We start from the raw sequence: 20,168 nt of genomic DNA, 5'->3' as shown, positions 1-20,168 counted from the left end.
CTGCCTCTCGGGGCTAGGCGGAAGCGGGGCGAAAGCGCCGGCGGTACTCGGCGGGCGCGGTGCCGAGGACTTTGACGAAGGCGCGCCGCATCGCCTCCGGGGTGCCGTATCCGGCCGCGCGGGACACCTCCTGGACGCCGTCGGCGGTCTCCTCCAGCAGGCGGCGGGCGTATTCCAGGCGGACGCGCTCGACGTAGCGGCCCGGCGTGATGCCGGTCTCGGCGTGGAAGGCGCGGGCGAAATGGCGGGGCGAGAGGCTGGCCCGCTGGGCGAGGGCCTCCACCGACAGGTCGGCGTCCGGGTGCTCGGTGATCCACTGCTGGAGTTCGCGCAGCGGCTCGCGCCGGGCGGTCTGCGCGGCGAGCTGGGCGCTGAACTGGGCCTGGTTGCCGGGCCGGCGCAGAAACACCACCAATAAGCGGGCGACGGCCAGGGCGACGTCCCTGCCGTGGTCCTCTTCCACCAGGGCGAGGGAGAGGTCGATGCCCGCGGTGACCCCGGCCGAGGTCGCGATGTTGCCGTCCCGCACGAAGATCGGATCCGGTTCGACCTGGACGGCGGGGTAGCCGTGGGCCAGCCGGGAGCACAGGGCCCAGTGCGTGGTCGCCCGGCGCCCGTCGAGCAGCCCGGCCTCGGCGAGCAGCAGCGAGCCCGTGCACACCGAGACGAGCCGCCGGGCGCGAGGGCCGTGCGCCCGCATCCACGTGACGAGGCGGGGGTCCGGGGCGGCGGCGCCGTCGCCGCCCGGGACGAGCAGGATGTCGGCGCTCGCGGCGTCGGCGAGCGCGCCGTCGGCCATGAGCCGCAGCCCGCTGTGCGACACCACCGGGGCGCCGTCGAGCGAGGCGAAGCGCACCTGGTAGGCGCCCGGATCGCCCAGGACACGGCCCGCTGCCGCGAACACCTCGGCCGGTCCGGTCACATCGAGGCTCTGGACGTGGTCGAAGAGGACCACCAGGACGGAGCGCTGCTTCATGGCCCCATCCTTGGACGCGGTCCCCGATGGCCGCAATGACGAGAAACCCACCTATCCTGCCATCGGCCATCGAGTCGGGCCCACCCCTTCACGACGTACCAACCAGTCGGTAACGTGCTGGCCATGAGTTCTCTTCCGCCGCGCGCCGGACGGCGCTGCCACACTCCGCTCAACTCGCTGCACGCGACCGTCTACTTCTCGCCGGACTACGCCGAGGAACTGGCCGGGCTCGGCGTCGAGAACCCGAGGGCCGCCTACTTCGCGGGGCGGGCGGCCGCGATGGGAGCCGTGGGTCCCGGAGCGGTGGCGGCGTCGTTCTACAACTTCCGCCACGGCCTGATCGCCGAGCATCTGCCCGCCGTGTGGCGCACCGCATCCCCCGAGGCCGTCCTGGCCGCCCGGCTGAGGTCGGTCGACACCACCCTGCGCCGGCTGCTCGGCGAGGAGACCCTGGCCTCGGACGAGATGGCGGAGGCGGCCCGGCTCGCGCTGCGCGCCACCGAGGGCTGCACCCGGCACGCCCGGCCCCTGTACGCCGCCCACGCCGACCTGCCCGTGCCCGAGGAGCCGCACCTGGCCTACTGGCACGCGGCCACGCTGCTGCGCGAACACCGGGGCGACGGCCACCTCGCCGTACTGCTCGACCTGGCACTCGACCCGCTGGAGGCCCTGGTCAGCCACACCGCGACCGGCAAGGGCATGGCGCCGGGCTGGGTGCTGACCACGCGCGGCTGGGAGCAGTCCGACTGGGACGCGGCCGCCGGACGCCTTCGCGAACGCGGACTGCTGGGCGCCGACGGCGAGTTGACGGAGGCGGGCGCCGCGCTGCGCACCGAACTGGAGGACCGCACCGACCGCCTCGACCTCGCCCCCTACGAACTCCTCGGCGAGCGGGACGTGGCGCGGCTCACCGAACTCGCCAAGGGATTCGTGGTCACCGCGGCCCTGGCAGGCGGTTTCCCCGCCGACCTCGTCGGCAAGGGCTGATCGTCGATTGCCGTCGCCGCCTGCCACAATGGCGCCCCAGGCTCAGCGAGAAGGCGGTACGGCAACGTGACGACGTCCATCGAAGGCAGGATCGCCGAGGAACTCGGCGTACGGGAGCGGCAGGTGAAGGCCGCCGTCGAGCTGCTCGACGGCGGATCGACCGTCCCCTTCATCGCGCGCTACCGCAAGGAAGCGACCGAGATGCTGGACGACGCCCAGCTTCGCACCCTTGAGGAGCGGCTGCGCTATCTGCGGGAGCTGGAGGACCGGCGCACCGCGGTCCTCGACTCCGTACGGGAGCAGGGCAAGCTCACCGAGGCCCTGGAGGCGCAGATCCGGGCGGCCGACACCAAGGCGCGCCTGGAGGACATCTACCTGCCGTTCAAGCCGAAGCGGCGCACCAAGGCGCAGATCGCGCGCGAGGCGGGTCTGGAGCCGCTCGCCGACGGCCTGCTCGGCGACCCGTCCCTCGACCCGCTCGCCGCCGCCGCGGCGTTCGTCGACGCGGACAAGGGCGTCGCCGATCCGGCGGCCGCCCTGGACGGCGCCCGCTCCATCCTGGCGGAGCGGTTCTCGGAGGACGCCGACCTGATCGGCGAGCTGCGCGAGCGCATGTGGACGAAGGGCCGGCTGGCGGCGAAGGTCCGTGCGGGCAAGGAGGAGGCGGGCGCCAAGTTCGCCGACTACTTCGACTTCACCGAGCCGTTCACCGCGCTGCCCTCGCACCGGGTCCTCGCGATGCTGCGCGGCGAGAAGGAGGAGGTCCTCGACCTCGTCCTGGAGCCCGAGGAGCCCTCGCCCGAGCCCGGCCCCTCGACGTACGAGAACATGGTGGCGCGCCGCTTCGGCGTGGCCGACCGGGGCCGGCCCGGCGACAAGTGGCTTGCCGACACGGTGCGCTGGGCCTGGCGCACCCGCATCCTGGTGCACCTCGGCATCGATCTGCGACTGCGGCTGCGCACGGCCGCCGAGGACGAGGCGGTCCGTGTCTTCGCCGCCAACCTGCGCGACCTGCTGCTCGCCGCGCCGGCTGGCACCCGCGCCACGCTCGGCCTCGACCCCGGATTCCGTACGGGCGTGAAGGTGGCCGTCGTCGACGCGACCGGCAAGGTCGTGGCCACCGATGTGATCCACCCCCACGTCCCCGCCAACAAGTGGGACCAGGCGCTCGCGAAGCTGGCCGGCCTCTGCAAGGAGCACGCGGTCGAGCTGATCGCCATCGGCAACGGCACGGCCTCCCGCGAGACCGACAAACTCGCCGGTGAACTCATCGAGAGGCACCCGGAGTTGAACCTCGCCAAGGTGATGGTGTCGGAGGCGGGCGCCTCGGTGTACTCGGCCTCGGCGTTCGCCTCGCAGGAGTTCCCGGACATGGACGTGTCGCTGCGCGGCGCGGTCTCCATCGCCCGGCGCCTCCAGGACCCGCTCGCCGAACTCGTCAAGATCGACCCGAAGTCCATCGGCGTGGGCCAGTACCAGCACGACCTGTCCGAGGTGAAGCTGTCACGCTCCCTGGACGCGGTGGTCGAGGACTGTGTGAACGGCGTCGGCGTCGACGTCAACACCGCCTCCGCGCCGCTGCTTTCCCGGGTGTCCGGCATCGGCTCGGGCCTCGCCGAGAACATCGTGGCGCACCGCGACACCAACGGCCCGTTCCGCTCGCGCCGCGCGCTCAAGGACGTGGCACGGCTCGGCCCGAAGGCGTACGAGCAGTGCGCGGGCTTCCTGCGGATCCGCGACGGCGAGGACCCCCTGGACGCCTCCAGCGTGCACCCCGAGGCGTACCCGGTGGTACGGCGGATGGTGAAGACGACGGGCAGCGAGGTCGCCTCGCTGATCGGCAACACGGCGGTGCTGCGGTCCCTGCGCCCCGAGACGTTCGTGGACGACACGTTCGGCCTGCCCACCGTGACGGACATCCTGCGCGAGCTGGAGAAGCCGGGCCGCGACCCGCGTCCGGCGTTCAAGACGGCCACGTTCAAGGAGGGCGTCGAGAAAATCGGCGACCTGGAGTCCGGGATGGTCCTCGAAGGCGTGGTCACCAATGTGGCGGCGTTCGGCGCGTTCATCGACATCGGCGTCCACCAGGACGGGCTCGCCCATGTCTCGGCGCTGTCGAAGACCTTCGTGAAGGACCCCCGGGACGTGGTGAAGCCGGGCGACATCGTCAAGGTGAAGGTGCTCGACGTCGATGTGCCGCGCAAGCGGATCTCGCTGACCCTGCGGCTCGACGACGACGCCTCCACGCCGGGCGGCGCACCCAAGCGGGAGCGCGCCGAGCGCGGCACCCGGGGTCAGGACGGCCGGCCTCCGCAGCAGCGGCAGGGCCAGGGCCAGCCGCGGGACCAGAACCGGCAGCGCCGGGGCAGTGGAACCGTCGCCGAGCCCCGCGGCGGCAACCGCCAGACCGGTGGCCAGGCTCGCGGCTCCGCCCCGGCGCCCGCGAACAGCGCGATGGCGGACGCCCTGCGCAAGGCGGGCCTGCTCGACCCGAAGGGCCGCGGCGGCCGCTGAGCCGACCGCGCGCACCGAGGGGCGGCCGTACGTCAACTGACGTACGGCCGCCCCTCGTTGACGGTGCTTCACCCGTGCAGGGCGACCGGTCCGGCGGTGACGGGCTCGGCGTTGCGCCGGGTCTTGGCCCAGCCGGCACGGGGCGCCGCGGCCTCAGGCGTCCCGGTCCCCCGGTACCGGTGCACCCGGCCACCGTACGCTCCGGCCCCCGCCGATCGCCGTCGCGAAAAGGCGCACCGCCCGTCGCTACGGCGGTGGCGGGCCACCCGTCTCGGCGGCGGTGGCGGGCCGGGCGGTCAGTGTTCGGTGACCTTGCCGCCCGCGACTTCGAGCCGGCGGGTGGTGTGCACGGCGTCGAGCATCCGGCGGTCGTGCGTGACCAGCAGCAGCGTGCCGGTGTACGAGTCCAGCGCGGACTCCAGCTGCTCGATGGCCGGCAGGTCCAGATGGTTGGTCGGCTCGTCGAGGACGAGGAGGTTGACGCCGCGGCCCTGGAGCAGGGCCAGGGCGGCCCGGGTGCGCTCACCCGGCGAGAGCGATCCGGCGGGCCGCAGCACGTGGTGCGCCTTGAGACCGAACTTGGCGAGCAGGGTCCGCACCTCGGCCGGCTCCGTGTCGGGGACGGCCGCGCAGAACGCGTCGAGCAGCGGTTCCCCGCCCAGGAACAGGCCGCGCGCCTGGTCGACCTCGCCGACCACGACGCCGGAGCCGAGCACGGCGTGCCCGGCGTCAAGGGGCAGCCGGCCGAGGAGGGCGGCGAGCAGCGTCGACTTGCCGGAGCCGTTGGCGCCGGTGATGGCGACGCGGTCCGCCCAGTCGATCTGGAGCGAGACGGGTCCGAAGGTGAAGCCCTCCCGGTGCACCTCGGCGCCGTTCAGGGTCGCGACGACCGCGCCCGAGCGGGGCGCCGCGGCGATCTCCATGCGCAGCTCCCACTCCTTGCGGGGCTCCTCCACGACATCGAGGCGTTCGATCATGCGCTGGGTCTGGCGGGCCTTGGCGGCCTGCTTCTCGCTGGACTCGCTGCGGAACTTCTTTCCGAGCTTGTCGCTGTCGGTGGCCTTGCGCCGGGCGTTCTTGACGCCCTTGTCCATCCAGGAGCGCTGCATCTGGGCCCGGCCTTCGAGCGCGGAGCGCTTGTCGGCGTATTCCTCGAAGTCGTCGCGGGCGTGGCGGCGGGCGGTGGCGCGCTCTTCGAGGTAGGCCTCGTAGCCGCCGCCGTACAGGTTGATCTGCTGCTGTACGAGATCGAGTTCGAGGACCTTGGTGACCGTGCGGGCGAGGAACTCGCGGTCGTGGCTGACGACGACGGTGCCGGCCCGCAGCCCCTTCACGAAGGCTTCGAGCCGCTCCAGGCCGTCGAGGTCGAGGTCGTTGGTCGGCTCGTCGAGCAGGAAGACGTCGTAGCGCGACAGAAGCAGTGAGGCGAGTCCCGCGCGGGCGGCCTGGCCGCCGGAGAGCGCGGTCATCGGCTGGTCGAGGCCGATGGTCAGGCCGAGCGACGCGGCGACCTCCTCGGCCCGCTCGTCGAGGTCGGCCCCGCCGAGCGCGAGCCAGCGCTCCAGGCTGTCGGCGTACGCGTCGTCTGAGCCGGGGGCACCGTCGACCAGGGCCTGGGTCGCGACGTCCATCGTCTCCTGGGCGGCGGCGACCCCCGTACGGCGTGCCAGGAAGGCCCGGATCGTCTCGCCGGGGCGCCGGTCGGGCTCCTGCGGAAGGTGGCCGACGCTCGCGCCGGGCGGGGAGAGCCGCAGCTCGCCTTCTTCCGGGGTGTCGAGCCCGGCTAGCAGCCGGAGCAGCGAGGACTTGCCCGCGCCGTTGGGTCCGACGAGGCCGATGACGTCACCGGGGGCGACCACCAGGTCGAGCCCGGCGAACAGGGTGCGGTCGCCGTGGCCGGCGGCGAGGTCCTTGGCGACGAGAGTTGCAGTCATGAGGTGACCGATCCTAAGCCGTCACCGCACCCCGTTCACGCCCGGTCCACCGGGCCCCGCGCGCGGCCCCCGCCTTCGGCCCCGCCCCCGCACCCCTGGCTCGGCCCCCGCCTCTGCCCCGCGTCCGGCCCCGGACCTGACCCTGGCCGAAACAGGACGCCCACCGAGCCCTGCGATGCGAGACTTCCCGCCGAGGGGACCGTACGGGGCGGCGGCCCCTCGACGCACGATTCGGCCACCGGGTGGCGGCCGGGGCCGTGCGCGGAGGCCGCCCCGCCCCTCGGGGGCGCCGGGAGCCGGGCCGGTGGTCGGCACGTGCCCCGAGCGGGCCCCGGACCGCCGTCCCGCACCCCCGGAGGTTCCCGCACCATGAGCCCTGCCGTGTCTTCCCGTTGGCTCCTCGCCGGGCCGCCGCGCCCCGGCGCCCCCACCCTGTACTGCTTCGCGCACGGGGGCGGTTCGGCCGCCGAGTACATCCGCTGGGCCCGCGACACACCGGCCGCCCAGCTCCAGGGCGTCCAGCTCCCGGGGCGCGGCTCGCGGTACGGCGAGCCGATGTTCGCCTCCCTGGAGGCGCTGGTGGCCGCGTTCCTCGACCAAGTCCCGCTCAGCGAACCGCCGTTCGCCTTCTTCGGGCACAGCCTTGGTTCCCTCATCGCGTACGAGGTCACCCGCGCCCTGCGGGACGCGGGCCGGCCCCTGCCGTACCGGTTGATCCTGTCCGGATACCCGGCGCCGCACCACCGCCACGTACGCGCCGGCGACCCGCTGCACCGGCTGCCCGACGACGAACTCATCGAGCGGGTCGCGAAGATCCACGGCGGCATTCCGCAGGAGGTCCTCGACTCGGCCGAGCTGCGGGAGCTGATCGTCGGGCCCCTGCGGGACGACTACCGCGTCCTGGAGACGTACACCTGGCGGGAGGCGGAACCGCTGCCCGTGCCGATCACCCTGCTCGGCGGCAGCGCGGACCACACCCGCGAGGAGCTCGGCGCCTGGCAGAAGCACACCACCGAAGAGTTGACGATACGTCAGTTCTGGGGCGGTCATTTCTACTTGCGCGAGCACCCCGCCCCGGTGCTGCGGGCCCTGGAGGACGCCCTGCGTGCCGACGCGGGGGCGCGGGCAGGCCGTACCGCGCACTGATCCCCCGCGCGCGGCACGGCCATGGCGGCCCTCCCCCGGCTGAGCTACCGTCCCGGCATGAACAGCGATGTGATCGTGGTGGGTGGCGGAGTCATCGGACTGACGACGGCGATCGTCCTGGCGGAGTCCGGCCGTCAGGTCCGGGTGTGGTGCGGGCAGCGCGCGGCGGAGTCGACGTCCGCCGTCGCGGGAGCGCTGTGGTGGCCCTACCGCATCGAACCCGAGGAGCGGGCCGGTGCCTGGTCACTGGTCTCCCTGCGGGTGTACGAGGAACTGGCCACCGACCCCCTGGAGAGCGGCGTGCGGCTGGTCGACGGGCTGCACGCGGGCGCCCGGCTCGACGGCTTCGGCCCGTGGACGGCCCAGGTGACCGGGATCACCGAGGGCCCTGAGGGCGTGCGGGCCCGGCTCCCGCTGATCGACATGCCGGCCCATCTGCGCTGGCTCGAACAGCGCTTGGAGAAGGCGGGCGGCACGATCGAGACACGGCAGGTCGAGCGCCTTCCGGACGCGCCGTACGTCGTCAACTGCACCGGCACGGGAGCCCGCGGCCTCGTACCTGACCCCCAAGTCCGTTCCATACGCGGCCAGTTGGTGGTGGTCGAGAACCCGGGCATCCACGACTGGTACACCTCGGTGGAACACGCCGGCGAGGAGACGACCTACTTCATGCCCCAGCCGTACGGGCTGCTCCTGGGCGGCACCGCCCAGGAGGACGACTGGAACCCGGTCCCCGACCCGGCGACGGCCACGCGGATCATCGAGCGCTGTGCGCGGATCCGGCCCGAGATCGCGAACGCCCGCGTCCTGGCACACCGGGTGGGGCTGCGTCCGGCCAGGGACTCGGGGGTACGGGTCGAGCGTGAACTCACCCCGTCGGGTGGGGTGTTGGTGCACAACTACGGGCACGGCGGGGCCGGTGTGACCGTCGCCTGGGGGTGTGCGGAGGAGGCCGCCGCGCTGGCCGCGCCCTCCTCCGCTCCCCCCTCCCGCTGACAAGGCTCCCCGAGTCGGCGCGGCACCGTCGCATGACACCGCGGTGACGGCGGCCTCCGCTCCGGCCGGTGCCTCAGTTCTGGCCGGCCCCCGGGACCCGCCGCGTCATGCGCGGCACCGGAACACCTTCGGGGGTGGCCGGAGCGCCGAGCCGGGGAGGCGTCCCGGCGGTGGCCCGTGCGAACGCCCGGAAGCCGCCGACGAACGGCACCTCGGCCCTCGTGCGCGCCAGGTCGACGGTGAGGGCCGGCCTGGTCGAGGCCGGCTCGATGAGCCCGTTGTCGGTGCCCGCGACGATCAGCGCGAGCCGGTGGCCGGCCGGGACGACATGGTCGGTGGCGGCCAGGTCGAGGGTGATCGTGTAGGGCCGGCCCGGGGTGAGCGCGACACCGTGGGTGGCGGAGGCGTAGTGGCCGAGGTCGGCCCAGCCGCGGCTGAAGACGGTGTGGCCGACGTCGACCGTGGCGGCCGAGGTCGTCAGATAGCAGGAGCTGTCGGCGGCCGTGCTCGCGCCCCAGCAGGTGCGGTCGGTGCCGGTGCGGATGCCTTCGCCGGACCCGGCGTAGTCGCGGATCGTGTCGGGCCCGAGGTCGACGAGGACCGCCGAGAGGTGGGCGCTGCTGGTGGAGGGGGTCGCGGTGACGGTCACCCGGGACGAGCCGGCCACCCGTAGATCCTGGGACAGCGGCTGGGTGACGAAGCCCGCCTTGTCGGGCGTGGCCGTGTCGATCGCTGCGGCCCAACTCTGCTCGTCCAGGGCCGGGTTGTCGGTGAACGTGGCGGTGGCTCCGGCGGGCGCGGAGGCCAGGGAGAGGCCGCCCACGCCCGGGGCCGGCCCGTTCACGGGGTGGAGGGCGGTCGTCGCGGTGCCGGACGGCGGCCAGACGCGGTCGGTGCTCCACTGGTCGGGGTGGCGCTCGATGTCGGCCATCGGCCTGCGCTCGATGCCATTGTCGTAACCGAGGAGATAGTGGTCGAACCACTGGTGCAGGGTGTCCACCCAGGTGCCGCGCCGGTAGTCGAACGGGTCGACGTGGCCGGTCTGGGACAGCCAGATCTTCCGCTCGACACCGTTCTTGGCGAGCGCGTCCCACCACTGGCCGAAGTTCTTCGTGCGCACGTTCAGGTCCTGCATGCCGTGCACGACGAAGACGCTGGCCTTCACCTTGTCCGCGCCGAGAACGTAGTCCCGCTCGGTCCACAGCTTGGTCCAGTCGCCGGTGCGCGGCGAGCCGTCGACCAGCTTCTGCCGGACCGCGGCGCAGCGGGCCCGCGCGTCCGGGCTCGTGACGTAGTCCCCGAGGTCCGCGGGGCCGCCGTCGTACAGGGCGGCGCCCTTGGCGAAGTAGTAGTCGTACCAGGAGGAGATCGCGCTGATCGGCACGATCGTGCGCAGGCCCTCGACGCCGGTGGCGGCGACCCCGTTGGCGATGGACCCGTCCCAGCTCTTGCCGATCATGCCGGTGCGGCCGTTGGTCCACCCGGCGGTGGCGCGCTCGGTGCCGGTCCGAGTCGTGTAGGCGCGGGCCCGGCCGTTCAGCCAGTCGACGACCGCCTTCGCGGACAGCACGTCGGAGCGTCCGCCGACGTCCTCGCAGCCGTCCGAGCGATTGGTTCCGGTCAGGTCCACGCCGACGAAGGCGTAGCCGCGCGGCACGAAGTAGTTGTCGTAGAACAGCGGCATCTGCTGGATGACACCGTTCGCGTCGTACGTCTTGAGCTGGCTCTCGTTGCCGCGCCCGCAGCACGCGTAGTAGGGGCTGGCATCCATGATGACGGGCACCTTCCGCCCCGCCTGTGCGGGTTCGCGCGGCCGGACGATGTCGACCGCGACCCGGTCGGTCCTGCCGTTCCCGTCGCCGTCGAGGCCGGTGTCCACCCAGACCGCCTCGCGTATGGCGTTCTCGTAGGAGTAGACGGGACGGCTCTCCCGGGCCGGGGCCGCCTGGGCGCCGACCGGGGCCAGGAGCACCGCCGCGAGGGCGGTCACCGCCGCGAGGACGAGGGCTCTGGGGGATCTTGACCTGTGGCGGGTGCCCCGCGCGCGTATCGGCATGGCCGGAAGGTACTCCGGTCAACTCCCGTGCAAAAGAGGGCAGTCCAAGAACCGGGGGCAGGAAGGAGCACACGTCAACATGTCGGCCGAATGGCGATCGTGTGACAGCAGGGGCCATGGACATGACCGGGGCCACGAGGGCTGAATAGGGTCCGAAGAGATCGTTCATCATCGTTCACCCCACGACGACACTGACGACTTGGAGCTCTTTCGTGCACCGCAAAATCATCGCCCCGAGCGTGCTCGCCGCCTCCCTGCTGCTGGTGATCCCGGCGTCGGCCGCGGACTTCACTCCGGGCGCCCCGGGCATCGGCGACCCCTACTACCCGGCCAGCGGCAACGGCGGCTACGACGTCTCGCACTACGACCTGAGGCTCACCTACCAGCCGAAGACGGACCTGCTGGAGGGCACGGCCACCCTGCTCGCCACCACCCAGCAGGATCTTTCCCGCTTCAACCTGGACTTCGGCCTCGCCGTCAGCGAGGTGCGGGTGAACGGCACCAGGGCGAGCTTCGCGAAGTCCGGCAGCCACGAGCTGGAGGTCACCCCGGCCGCGCCGCTGCCCAAGGGGCGGGCGCTCACCGTGGTGGTCAAGTACGCGGGCAAGCCGTCCGAGTTGAAGGTCGACGGCTGGACGGCGTGGCAGCGCACCCCGGACGGCGGAGTGGCGGCCCAGGAGCCGGACTCGGCGGTGTGGTGGTTCCCCTCCAACGACCACCCGCTGGACAAGGCCACGTACGACGTGACGGTGAAGGTGCCCGACGGCACCCAGACCGTCAGCAACGGGGTGTTGCAGAGCCAGAGTTCCAAGCTCGGCTGGACCACCTACCACTGGCGCTCCAACAAGCCGCAGGCCTCCTATCTGACGACGCTCGCGGTGGGCAAGTTCGACATCACCACCGACAAGACCGCGAGCGGGCTTCCGATCCTCAACGCGTACAGCAAGGACCTGGGCGACAACGACGGGGCGGCGCGCGCCAGCATCGAGCGCACCAAGGACGTCGCCGAGTGGCTTGAGAGCGTGTTCGGCAGCTACCCCTTCAACGCGCTCGGCGGCTACGTCCCGAACGTGCCGACCCACTTCGCCCTCGAAACGCAGACGCGCCCGTTCTACAGCCCGGCCCAGTTCGCGGGCGGCGCCAACGTGTCCGTGGTCGTCCACGAGCTGGCGCACCAGTGGTACGGCGACAGCGTCTCGGTCAAGGGCTGGAAGGACATCTGGGACAACGAGGGCTTCGCGTCCTACGCCCAGTGGCTGTGGTCGGAGAAGGAGGGCGAGGGCACCGCGCAGGAGCTGGCGGACTGGGTGTACGCGCAGCACCCCGCGGACGACCCGTTCTGGAAGGTGAAGCCGGGCGACCCGGGCCCGGACAACCAGTTCGACGGGGCCGTCTACGACCGGGGCGCCCTCGCGATCCAGGCGCTGCGCAACACGGTCGGCGACGCCTCCTTCTTCAAGATCCTCAAGGGCTGGCCGACCGAACACGCCTACGGCAACGCGGCGGTCGGGGACTTCGTGAAGTACGCCGAGAAGGTCTCGGGCAAGCCGCTGGCGGAGCTCTTCGACACCTGGCTCTTCCAGCCGTCCAAGCCGTCCGTCTCCGCGGCCGCCAAGGCGAAGGTGGCTCCCCGCGCCGGCCTCGCGGCCTCACCGTCCGCCACGACGGCCACGCCGGTGGAACCCAAGTCGTGGAAGAAGATCACCGAGTCCCACGCGGCCCACGGCGGCCACTGACCGGGCGGACGGCGAGAGCGCTCTCACGCGGTGCACGGGGCGTCGGGCACCGGGGCGCGCGGAGCCGTGGTGAGAGCGCTCTCGCACGGTGGGTCGTCATGGCGGACACCGGGGCGTACGGAGCCGCCGCGAGAGCGCTCTCGCACGGTAGGTGCGTCATGGCGGACACCGGGGCGTACGGAGCCGCCGCGAGAGCGCTCTCGCGCGATGGGCGCGTAGTGGTGGACGCCGGGGCGCACGGAGCTGAAAGCGCTCTCTCCCCGTCGGTTCGGGCAGCCGATACGCTGCCGGGCAACGCGGTCGCGCCAAGGCCACCGCGACTCGCCGCGCCCCGCCGATGAGGAGAACCCGCCGTGACCGAGCAGTACTTCGGGACGCGACCCACGCTGGAAGCCGTCGCGTCGCGCGCCGGTGTCTCCCGGGCCACCGCGTCCCGGGTCGTCAACGGCGGTTCGGGGGTGCGGCCGACGCTGGTCGACCGGGTGCGTCAGGCGGTCGAGGAGTTGGGCTACATCCCCAATCCGGCGGCCCGTTCACTGGTCACCCGGCGCACCGGAGCGGTCGCCGTGATCGTGGCCGAGCCGGAGACCAGGTTCTTCTCCGACCCCTTCTTCTCCCGGCAGATCCGCGGCATCAGCAAGGAACTCGCCGCACACGACAGCCAGTTGGTGCTGCTGCTCGTCGAGGGCCCGGACGACTACGGGCGGATCTCGCGATACCTGACGGGTGGTCACGTCGACGGCGCGCTCGCCTTCTCGCTGCACGACGACGACCCGCTGCCCGCGATCACCCGGGGCGCCGGTGTGCTGACGGTCTTCGGCGGCCGGCCGGGCTTCCCCGCGGCCGTGCCCTACGTCGACGCCGACAACCGGGGCGGCGCACGCGAGGCCGTACGCCATCTGCTCTCGCTCGGCCGCGGGCGGATCGCGCACATCGCGGGCCCCCTGGACCAGACGGCCTCCACCGACCGGCTCGCCGGGTATCGCGACGTACTGCCGGAGGCCGACCCCGCGCTGGTGGTGGAAGGCGCGTTCACCGCCGAGAGCGGGGCCCTCGCCATGACCGAACTCCTCGCGCTGCGGCCGGAGTTGGACGCGGTGTTCGCCGCCAACGACCTGATGGCCTCGGGCGCGTTGCGGGTGCTGCGCGAGCACGGCCGGCGGGTTCCGGAGGATGTCGCGCTGGTCGGCTTCGACGACATGGCCTCGGTCGCGGAGGCCACCGATCCGCCGCTGACGACCGTGCGCCAGGAGATCGAGGAGATGGGCCGCCTGATGGCGCGCCTGCTGCTGCGCGGGCTCGACCAGGGCGGCGCGCAAGCGGCCCCGCCGACCTCGGTGATCACGCCGACCTCGCTCGTTCGACGCGCTTCCGCCTGAATCGGCACGACCGGCCCGGAGATCGCTCTCGCGCGGCCGCGCCCGGCTTCAGCGCAAGCCCGCGCCCCGGGCCGCCGAGTGGCGGAACTCCGCGCGGGCCCGGCGGGCGAGCGGCAGATAGCGCAGCCGCTCGGGCAACAGCGGCACAACCACCCGCACCACGCGCCCCAGGCGGCGCAGCTTGCGCTCCTGTTCGTCGCTCCAGTCGAGGCCGATCGCCTCGCGTGCGTCCGGCGGCATGAACCCGATGGTCACGAAGCGCCGGAACCGGGCGAGCGGCGGAAGCAGCACCGGCCAGAGCGCTCTCAGACACAGCCGAAGCGGCAGCGGGCCCCGGTCGGGGGCAGGGACGGGACGGTCGGTGGCGACGAGCTCCTCGACCACGGCGTTGGTGGCGATCTCGTCGGCGAGCACCTTGCGGTAGTAGGGCCAGAACTCCTCGATGGTCTGCGGCATGTCCCGGTCGTGGATCCCCAGGATCCGGCCGACCTGGAGCCACTCCGCGTACAGCTCGCGGTGCTGGGCGTCCGTGAAGGGGCGGCCGATGTACTGCTGGGCGTGGGCGTAGACCGGGTAGCCGGTGGCGTGCACCCACGCGTAATAGGCGGGGGTGAGCGCGTGATAGGCCCGGCCCGTGGCGTCGGTGCCCCGGATGGTCTTGTGGAGTTCGCGCAGCCTGCGCCCCTCCTCGGCGGCCCGCTCGCCTCCGTAGACCCACAGCTGGAGCGAGCGCAGCGACCGCTCGCCGCGCCCCCAGGGGTCGGTGCGGAACACCGAGTGCTCGTCCACGCCCGCCCCGACCGCGGGGTGCGCGACCTGCATGGTGAGCGCGGCGGGCAGCGTGAGCAACGTGCGGACGTCTCCGGCCAGGCTCCACAGCACGCCCCCGGGCGGTGGAGGCTCGGGCGTGACGTCGCGGCGGCTCATGACGGGGCTCCTGGGGCGGGCGGGTCCGGAGCGCACAGCCGTGACTCCGGGGGATTCCAGTATGCGATCACCCGGCCCCCCGCCGACACGGAGGGTGTCCCACCCGGGCCGGGCCCGGCCCGCCCGGCCACGATCGGACCGCGATCGACCGCCCCGGCTCAACCCACGACCGAGCTCGGCCGCGCCCGACCACGACAGAGGCACTCTCGGGTCATTCCCGACCGCGACCGACTACGACCGAGGCGCCCCCGAGTCACCCCAGGCCGCGGCCGACCCCTACCGAGGCAACCCCGGCCGTGCTCAACCGCCCCCGCGTCACCCCCGGCCACGCCCGGCACTCGCAGGAGGCGGGGTCTCGCGCCCTCCCACACGACCTCCGCGTGGTGCACGGCGGCGAGCACCGCGCCGGCCAGGAAACAGGCCACCAGCGCGACGAGCGACCCAGACCGTGCGTCACCGCGACTACGTCCGGCTCGCCCTCCCCGGCTCAGCTATTGATCGGGGCGGACAGGGGCTCGCCCAGGGTGCGGCCGGCCAGTTCGACGGCCAGGGCGTCGACGTGCGGGCGCAGTTCGGTCTCGGCGGCCGCTCGGGCGGCGGCGATGCTCGCGGTCGCGGCGGCGACGAGCTCGTCGCGCTCGCGTATACCTTCGGCGCGGGCCGCGGCCATCGCCGCGGTGCCCTCCTCCTTGGCCTGCTGGCGGATACGGGCCGCCTCGTGACGCGCGCCGGCGAGCTCGGCCTCGTAGTGGGCGCGCACCTCGGCGGCCTCGGCGAGCGTGGCCTCGGCCTCGTTCGCACGGCCCGTGGTCAGCGCCTCGCGCTCCCGCAGCGTCCGGTTGATACGGGGCAGCAGCAGGCCTGCCATCACCGAGAAGCAGAGCAGGAACAGCACCAGGCCGATCAGAAGATCCGGAACTGTCGGGTTGAGCGGGCCCACATTGATGGGGAGCAGCTTCACGCCTGGCACCTTCCCTCGCGCACATACCCGTGGGTCACGGCAGTCCCGGGTTTCGTACTCCTGATCGTACGACAGGGGTAAGACAGTGGGCGCACAGAGGTTACCTCCAGGTAACCGCAGCTGCTTTGATGTGCGCGCCGGGCCAAAACACCAGTCCTGACACGGGAGTTCATGTGCCGCACCCTTCGCGCCGCCGGGTCCACGGGGTGGTCCTCGCCGCCGCGCTCACCGCGCTCACGCTGGCCGCCGCCACCCCCGCTCCGGCGGCCGCCGCCGAGCCGCCCCGTCTGAAGGTCCTTACGTACAACACCTTCCTGATGAGCCAGAGCCTGTATCCGAACTGGGGCCAGGACCACCGGGCCCAGGCGATCCCGGCCGCGCCCTTCTTCCAGGGCAACGACGTGGTCGTGCTCCAGGAGGCGTTCGACAACTCCGCCTCGGACGCGCTGAAGCGGAACGCCTCGGCCCAGTACCCGTACCAGACGCCCGTCGTGGGCCGCGGCAAGGACGGCTGGGACGCCACCGGTGGCTCCTACTCCTCGACCTCCCCCGAGGACGGCGGCGTCACCCTGCTGAGCAAGTGGCCGATCCTGCGCAAGGAGCAGTACGTCTACAAGGACGCCTGCGGCTCCGACTGGTGGTCCAACAAGGGCTTCGTCTATGCCGTGTTGAACGTGAACGGCACCAGGGTGCACATCGTGGGGACCCACACCCAGTCGACGGACTCCGGGTGCGGCGCGGGCGAGGCGGTCAAGGACCGCGCCCTGCAGTTCAAGGCCATCAAGTCCTTCCTCGACGCCAAGAACATCCCGGCCGGCGAGGAGGTCATGGTGGCGGGCGACCTCAATGTGGACTCGCACGGCTCCGAGTACGCCTCGATGCTCGCCAACGGCGGCCTGGTGGGCGCCGACGTCCGCACGGGGCACGCGTACTCCTTCGACACCGCCGAGAACTCCATCGCCCGCTACCGCTACCCCACGGACCCGAGCGAGGACCTCGACTACGTGCTGCACCTCGCGGGTCACGCCCGCCCGTCGGGCTGGAACAACACCGTGGTGCGGCAGCCCACCGCGCCCTGGACGGTGAGCAGTTGGGGCACCGACTACACCTACACCGACCTCAGCGACCACTACCCGCTCCAGGCGGGACGGACCGCCTAGCCCACCGCGGGAACGGACGACGACACCCGCCCCGGCCGCCCGGCACCCCCGGCCGGCCGGGGTCTGCGCGTCCGGCGCCCGCCGGCCCGTCGATCCTCGGAGCACGGGCATATTGAGCAGTGCTGGTGAGACAGCAATACTGTTGCACCGGATCGGCCGCGCACGAGGCCGACCGGGACAGCGGGGAGGCGAGGCACTGCCATGGCGACGGAGACCGAGGAGCCGACACTCACGGTTGACGAGCTGGCCGCGCGGGCCGGTGTCACCGTGCGCACCATCCGCTTCTACAGCACCCGGGGGCTGCTGCCGCCGCCGGTGATCGGGCCGCGCCGCGTCGGCCACTACGGGCCCGCCCACCTGTCCCGGCTCGCACTGATCGAGGAGTTGCAGCACCACGGGATGACGCTGGCCGCGATCGAGCGCCACCTCCAGCGGTTGCCGGCCGATCTGAGCGCACACGACCTGGCCATCCACCGGGCCGTGGTCGCCTCCTGGGCGCCGGACTCGGCGGACGACGCGAGCCGCGCCGAGCTGGAGCGGCGGGCCGGGCGCGCCCTGTCCGACACCGACATCGACCGGCTCACCGCGATGGACGTCCTGGAGCGGATCCCCGGCTCCCCCGACACCTTCCGCGTCGACGCCGGTCTGCTCGCGCTCGGCGTCCAGCTCCTGGACGTACCGATCGCACACGAGACGATCCTGGCGGCCCGCACGGTGCTGATGGAGCACACGCGCTCGGCCGCGCACGAGCTGACCCGGCTCTTTCGCGACGAGGTCTGGAACCCCTACCGCGAGCGGGAGTCGGACCCTGACCACGTGGAGGCCATGAAATCGCTCTCGGCCCATATGCAGCCGATGGTGCTCCAGGCCCTGGTCACCGCCTTCCAACGCTCCCTGAAGGAAGAACTGAGGGCCGCCTTCGGCCCCACAAACCCCCACGACCCACAGACACCAGAGGGTTAAGGGACGCGAGGAACCGCGCGCCCACCCACACACGCCCCACAGACGAAGACGGGTTTCAGGGGCGCGAGGAACTGCGCGCCCAGCCACACCCACCCCGCAGACGAAGACGGGTTTCAGGGGCGCGAGGAACTGCGCGCCCAGCCACACCCACCCCGCAGACGAAGACGGGTTTTGGGGGCGCGGGGAACTGCGCGAAACAGCCCCCGAGCCAACGGAACCCCGAGCCCCCAGCCCCCCCCCACCCCCCGGAGGGCTTACGCGTCCCCGAACCCCTCCCCCCGCTCCGCCCTCTCCACCAGCAGCGCCGGCGGCTGGAAGCGCTCTCCGTACCGCTCGGCCAGCTCCCGCGCGCGGGCCACGAAGCCGGGCAGACCGCCCTCGTAGCCGTTGATGTACTGGATGACGCCGCCGGTCCACGCGGGGAAGCCGATGCCCATGATCGAGCCGATGTTGGCGTCGGCGACCGAGGTCAGCACGCCCTCCTCGAAGAGGCGGACCGTGTCCAGGGACTCCGAGAAGAGCATCCGCTCCTTCATGTCCTCGAACGGGATCTCGTGCCCCGCCTTGCCGAAGTGCTCGCGCAGTCCGGGCCAGAGCTTGCCGCGCTTGCCGTCCTCGCCGTACTCGTAGAACCCGGCGCCACCGCTGCGGCCGGTGCGGCCGAACTCGTCGACCATGCGGTCGATCACCGCGTCCGAGGGGTGGCCGGGCCAGACGCCGCCCGCCTCCTCCACCGCGCGCTTCGACTCGTTGCGGATCTTGCGGGGCAGGGTCAGGGTCAGCTCGTCCATCAGGGAGAGCACCTTGGCCGGGTAGCCGGCCTGGCCCGCCGCCTGCTCGATGGAGGCGGGTTCGATGCCCTCACCGACCATCGCGACGCCCTCGTTGATGAACTGGCCGATCACGCGCGAGGTGAAGAAGCCCCGCGAGTCGTTCACCACGATCGGCGTCTTCTTGATCTGGCGCACCAGGTCGAAGGCGCGGGCCAGGGCCTCGGCGCCGGTGCGCTCGCCCTTGATGATCTCCACCAGCGGCATCTTGTCGACGGGCGAGAAGAAGTGCAGCCCGATGAAGTCGGCCTGCCGCGAGACGCCCTCGGCGAGCCCGGTGATGGGCAGCGTCGAGGTGTTGGAGCAGAGCAGCGCGTCCGGCTCGACGATGTCCTGGATCTCCTGGAACACCTTGTGCTTGAGAGCGGTGTCCTCGAAGACCGCCTCGATGACGGCGTCACAGCCCGCGAGGTCCTGGGGGTCGGCGGTCGGTGTGATCAGCGCGAGCAGTTCGTCCCGCTGCGCCTCGGTCGTACGCCCCCGTGAGAGCGCTTTCGCGAGGAGCTTCTCGGAGTACGCCTTGCCCTTCTGGGCTGCTTCGAGCGACACGTCCTTCAGGACGACTTCGATGCCGGCGCGGGCGCAGGAGTACGCGATGCCCGCGCCCATCATTCCGGCGCCGAGGACCGCGACCTTGCGGACCGGGCGCGGCTCGATCCCCTGGGGGCGGCTGGCACCGGAGTTGACGGCCTGGAGGTCGAAGAAGAACGCCTGGATCATGTTCTTCGAGGTCTGCCCCGTCACCAGCTCGGTGAAGTACCGGGCCTCAATGGTGAGAGCGCTCTCGAAGTCGACCTGGGAGCCCTCGACGGCCGCCGCCAGGATGTTGCGCGGCGCCGGGTAGGGCGCGCCCTGGAGCTGCTTCTTCAGGTTGGCGGGGAAGGCCGGCAGGTTGGCGGCGAAGCGCGGGTTGGACGGCGTACCGCCCGGGATCTTGTAACCCTTGACGTCCCAGGGCTGCTGGGACTCGGGGTGGGCGTCGATGAACGCGCGCGCCTTGGCGAGCATCTCCTCCGGCGTGGCCGCCACCTCGTGGACGAGGCCGTTTTCGAGAGCGCGCCGCGGGGAGTACTGGGTGCCCTGGAGCAGCACCTTGAGCAGGGCGTCCGCGATGCCCATGAGGCGGACGGTGCGGGTGACGCCGCCGCCCGCGGGAAGCAGGCCGAGGGTGACCTCGGGCAGGCCGATCTTGGAGCCGGGCGCGTCGAGGGCGACGCGGTGGTGGCAGGCGAGAGCGATCTCGTAACCGCCGCCCAGGGCAGCGCCGTTGATGGCGGCGACGACCGGCTTGCCGAGCGTCTCGATGCGGCGCAGCGAGCTCTTGATGGCGGTGCCGGTGTCGAAGGCCTGCTGGGCGAGGTCGGGACCGACCTTGATCATGTCCTTGAGGTCGCCGCCCGCGAAGAACGTCTTCTTGGCGGAGGTGTAGATGATGCCGCGGATGGAGTCCTTCTCGGCCTCGGCGCGCTCGGCGATGGCCGCGATGGAGTCCTTGAAGGCCTGGTTCATCGTGTTGGCGGACTGGTTGGGGTCGTCGAGTACGAGGGTGACGACGCCGGTCTCGTCCTGTTCCCAGCGGATGGTGGTGCTCTTGGTCATTGCT

General features: G+C 72.3%; 14 protein-coding genes. 8 read left to right on the top strand and 6 right to left on the bottom strand.

Going from position 1 to position 20,168, the window contains the following annotated elements; all coding sequences use genetic code 11:
- Positions 1-13: 13 nt before the first annotated feature.
- Complete coding sequence (locus N4G70_RS15175; protein WP_261713152.1) at positions 14-976, bottom strand: GlxA family transcriptional regulator; 963 nt, start codon at positions 974-976, stop codon at positions 14-16.
- 123 nt (positions 977-1,099) lie between these two features.
- Between N4G70_RS15175 and N4G70_RS15170 the strand changes: the two genes are divergently transcribed.
- Together N4G70_RS15170 and N4G70_RS15165 are read left to right on the top strand one after the other, a co-directional pair.
- Positions 1,100-1,963, top strand: a complete 864-nt coding sequence (locus N4G70_RS15170) for an SCO6745 family protein (RefSeq protein WP_261713151.1) — start codon at positions 1,100-1,102, stop codon at positions 1,961-1,963.
- Between the two features lie 66 nt (positions 1,964-2,029).
- Positions 2,030-4,477: a Tex family protein gene (locus N4G70_RS15165; RefSeq protein WP_261713150.1), complete on the top strand. Its 2,448-nt coding sequence runs from the start codon at positions 2,030-2,032 to the stop codon at positions 4,475-4,477.
- A 296-nt stretch (positions 4,478-4,773) separates the two neighbouring features.
- On the opposite strand, the gene N4G70_RS15160 is transcribed toward N4G70_RS15165, so the two are convergent.
- Positions 4,774-6,411, bottom strand: a complete 1,638-nt coding sequence (locus tag N4G70_RS15160) for an ABC-F family ATP-binding cassette domain-containing protein (RefSeq protein WP_261713149.1) — start codon at positions 6,409-6,411, stop codon at positions 4,774-4,776.
- Positions 6,412-6,792: 381 nt separating this feature from the next.
- On the opposite strand from N4G70_RS15160, the gene N4G70_RS15155 reads away from it, so the two are divergent.
- Together N4G70_RS15155 and N4G70_RS15150 are read left to right on the top strand one after the other, a co-directional pair.
- The gene (locus tag N4G70_RS15155; RefSeq protein ID WP_261713148.1) at positions 6,793-7,557 is read left to right on the top strand and encodes a thioesterase II family protein; all 765 of its coding nucleotides are present in this window, start codon (positions 6,793-6,795) and stop codon (positions 7,555-7,557) included.
- 57 nt (positions 7,558-7,614) lie between these two features.
- Positions 7,615-8,553 carry an FAD-dependent oxidoreductase gene (locus N4G70_RS15150; RefSeq protein ID WP_261713147.1) on the top strand — a complete coding sequence of 313 codons (939 nt, stop codon included), beginning with the start codon at positions 7,615-7,617 and terminating at the stop codon, positions 8,551-8,553.
- 73 nt (positions 8,554-8,626) lie between these two features.
- Here the strand turns inward: N4G70_RS15150 and N4G70_RS15145 are convergent, their stop codons facing one another.
- A complete protein-coding gene (locus N4G70_RS15145; protein ID WP_261713146.1) occupies positions 8,627-10,609 on the bottom strand; it encodes a Xaa-Pro dipeptidyl-peptidase in 1,983 nt (660 codons plus the stop codon).
- Between the two features lie 212 nt (positions 10,610-10,821).
- Between N4G70_RS15145 and N4G70_RS15140 the strand changes: the two genes are divergently transcribed.
- Both N4G70_RS15140 and N4G70_RS15135 read left to right on the top strand, forming a co-directional pair.
- Positions 10,822-12,345 (top strand): M1 family metallopeptidase, encoded by a 1,524-nt coding sequence (locus N4G70_RS15140; RefSeq protein WP_261713145.1) that lies wholly within the window; start codon positions 10,822-10,824, stop codon positions 12,343-12,345.
- Between the two features lie 353 nt (positions 12,346-12,698).
- Complete coding sequence (locus tag N4G70_RS15135) at positions 12,699-13,724, top strand: LacI family DNA-binding transcriptional regulator (protein ID WP_261713144.1); 1,026 nt, start codon at positions 12,699-12,701, stop codon at positions 13,722-13,724.
- Between the two features lie 48 nt (positions 13,725-13,772).
- Here the strand turns inward: N4G70_RS15135 and N4G70_RS15130 are convergent, their stop codons facing one another.
- Both N4G70_RS15130 and N4G70_RS15125 read right to left on the bottom strand, forming a co-directional pair.
- Positions 13,773-14,651 carry an oxygenase MpaB family protein gene (locus N4G70_RS15130; RefSeq protein WP_261713143.1) on the bottom strand — a complete coding sequence of 293 codons (879 nt, stop codon included), beginning with the start codon at positions 14,649-14,651 and terminating at the stop codon, positions 13,773-13,775.
- 487 nt (positions 14,652-15,138) lie between these two features.
- Complete coding sequence (locus N4G70_RS15125; protein WP_261713142.1) at positions 15,139-15,612, bottom strand: hypothetical protein; 474 nt, start codon at positions 15,610-15,612, stop codon at positions 15,139-15,141.
- Positions 15,613-15,785: 173 nt separating this feature from the next.
- On the opposite strand from N4G70_RS15125, the gene sph reads away from it, so the two are divergent.
- On the top strand, positions 15,786-16,772 hold the full coding sequence (gene sph / locus N4G70_RS15120; RefSeq protein WP_261713141.1) for a sphingomyelin phosphodiesterase: 987 nt from the start codon (positions 15,786-15,788) through the stop codon (positions 16,770-16,772).
- A 201-nt stretch (positions 16,773-16,973) separates the two neighbouring features.
- Entirely contained in the window at positions 16,974-17,735 is a 762-nt protein-coding gene (locus tag N4G70_RS15115) for a MerR family transcriptional regulator (RefSeq protein WP_261713140.1), read from the top strand.
- A 254-nt stretch (positions 17,736-17,989) separates the two neighbouring features.
- On the opposite strand, the gene N4G70_RS15110 is transcribed toward N4G70_RS15115, so the two are convergent.
- Entirely contained in the window at positions 17,990-20,164 is a 2,175-nt protein-coding gene (locus N4G70_RS15110; RefSeq protein ID WP_261713139.1) for a 3-hydroxyacyl-CoA dehydrogenase NAD-binding domain-containing protein, read from the bottom strand.
- Positions 20,165-20,168: the final 4 nt, after the last annotated feature.

It is taken from the genome of Streptomyces sp. ASQP_92, from assembly GCF_025399895.1.
In the GTDB taxonomy this organism is placed as follows: domain Bacteria; phylum Actinomycetota; class Actinomycetes; order Streptomycetales; family Streptomycetaceae; genus Streptomyces.
The sequence above is the reverse complement of the archived record's forward strand: the minus strand, read 5'-3'. Positions and strand labels throughout refer to the sequence as shown.

Excerpts from the sequence above, each read along its gene's own strand:
- N4G70_RS15175 (WP_261713152.1), bottom strand. The coding sequence starts at position 976 with ATGAAGCAGCGCTCCGTCCTGGTGGTCCTCTTCGACCACGTCCAGAGC.
- N4G70_RS15170 (WP_261713151.1), top strand. The coding sequence starts at position 1,100 with ATGAGTTCTCTTCCGCCGCGCGCCGGACGGCGCTGCCACACTCCGCTC.
- N4G70_RS15160 (WP_261713149.1), bottom strand. The coding sequence starts at position 6,411 with ATGACTGCAACTCTCGTCGCCAAGGACCTCGCCGCCGGCCACGGCGAC.
- N4G70_RS15150 (WP_261713147.1), top strand. The coding sequence starts at position 7,615 with ATGAACAGCGATGTGATCGTGGTGGGTGGCGGAGTCATCGGACTGACG.
- N4G70_RS15145 (WP_261713146.1), bottom strand. The coding sequence starts at position 10,609 with ATGCCGATACGCGCGCGGGGCACCCGCCACAGGTCAAGATCCCCCAGA.
- N4G70_RS15130 (WP_261713143.1), bottom strand. The coding sequence starts at position 14,651 with ATGAGCCGCCGCGACGTCACGCCCGAGCCTCCACCGCCCGGGGGCGTG.
- N4G70_RS15115 (WP_261713140.1), top strand. The coding sequence starts at position 16,974 with ATGGCGACGGAGACCGAGGAGCCGACACTCACGGTTGACGAGCTGGCC.
- N4G70_RS15110 (WP_261713139.1), bottom strand. The coding sequence starts at position 20,164 with ATGACCAAGAGCACCACCATCCGCTGGGAACAGGACGAGACCGGCGTC.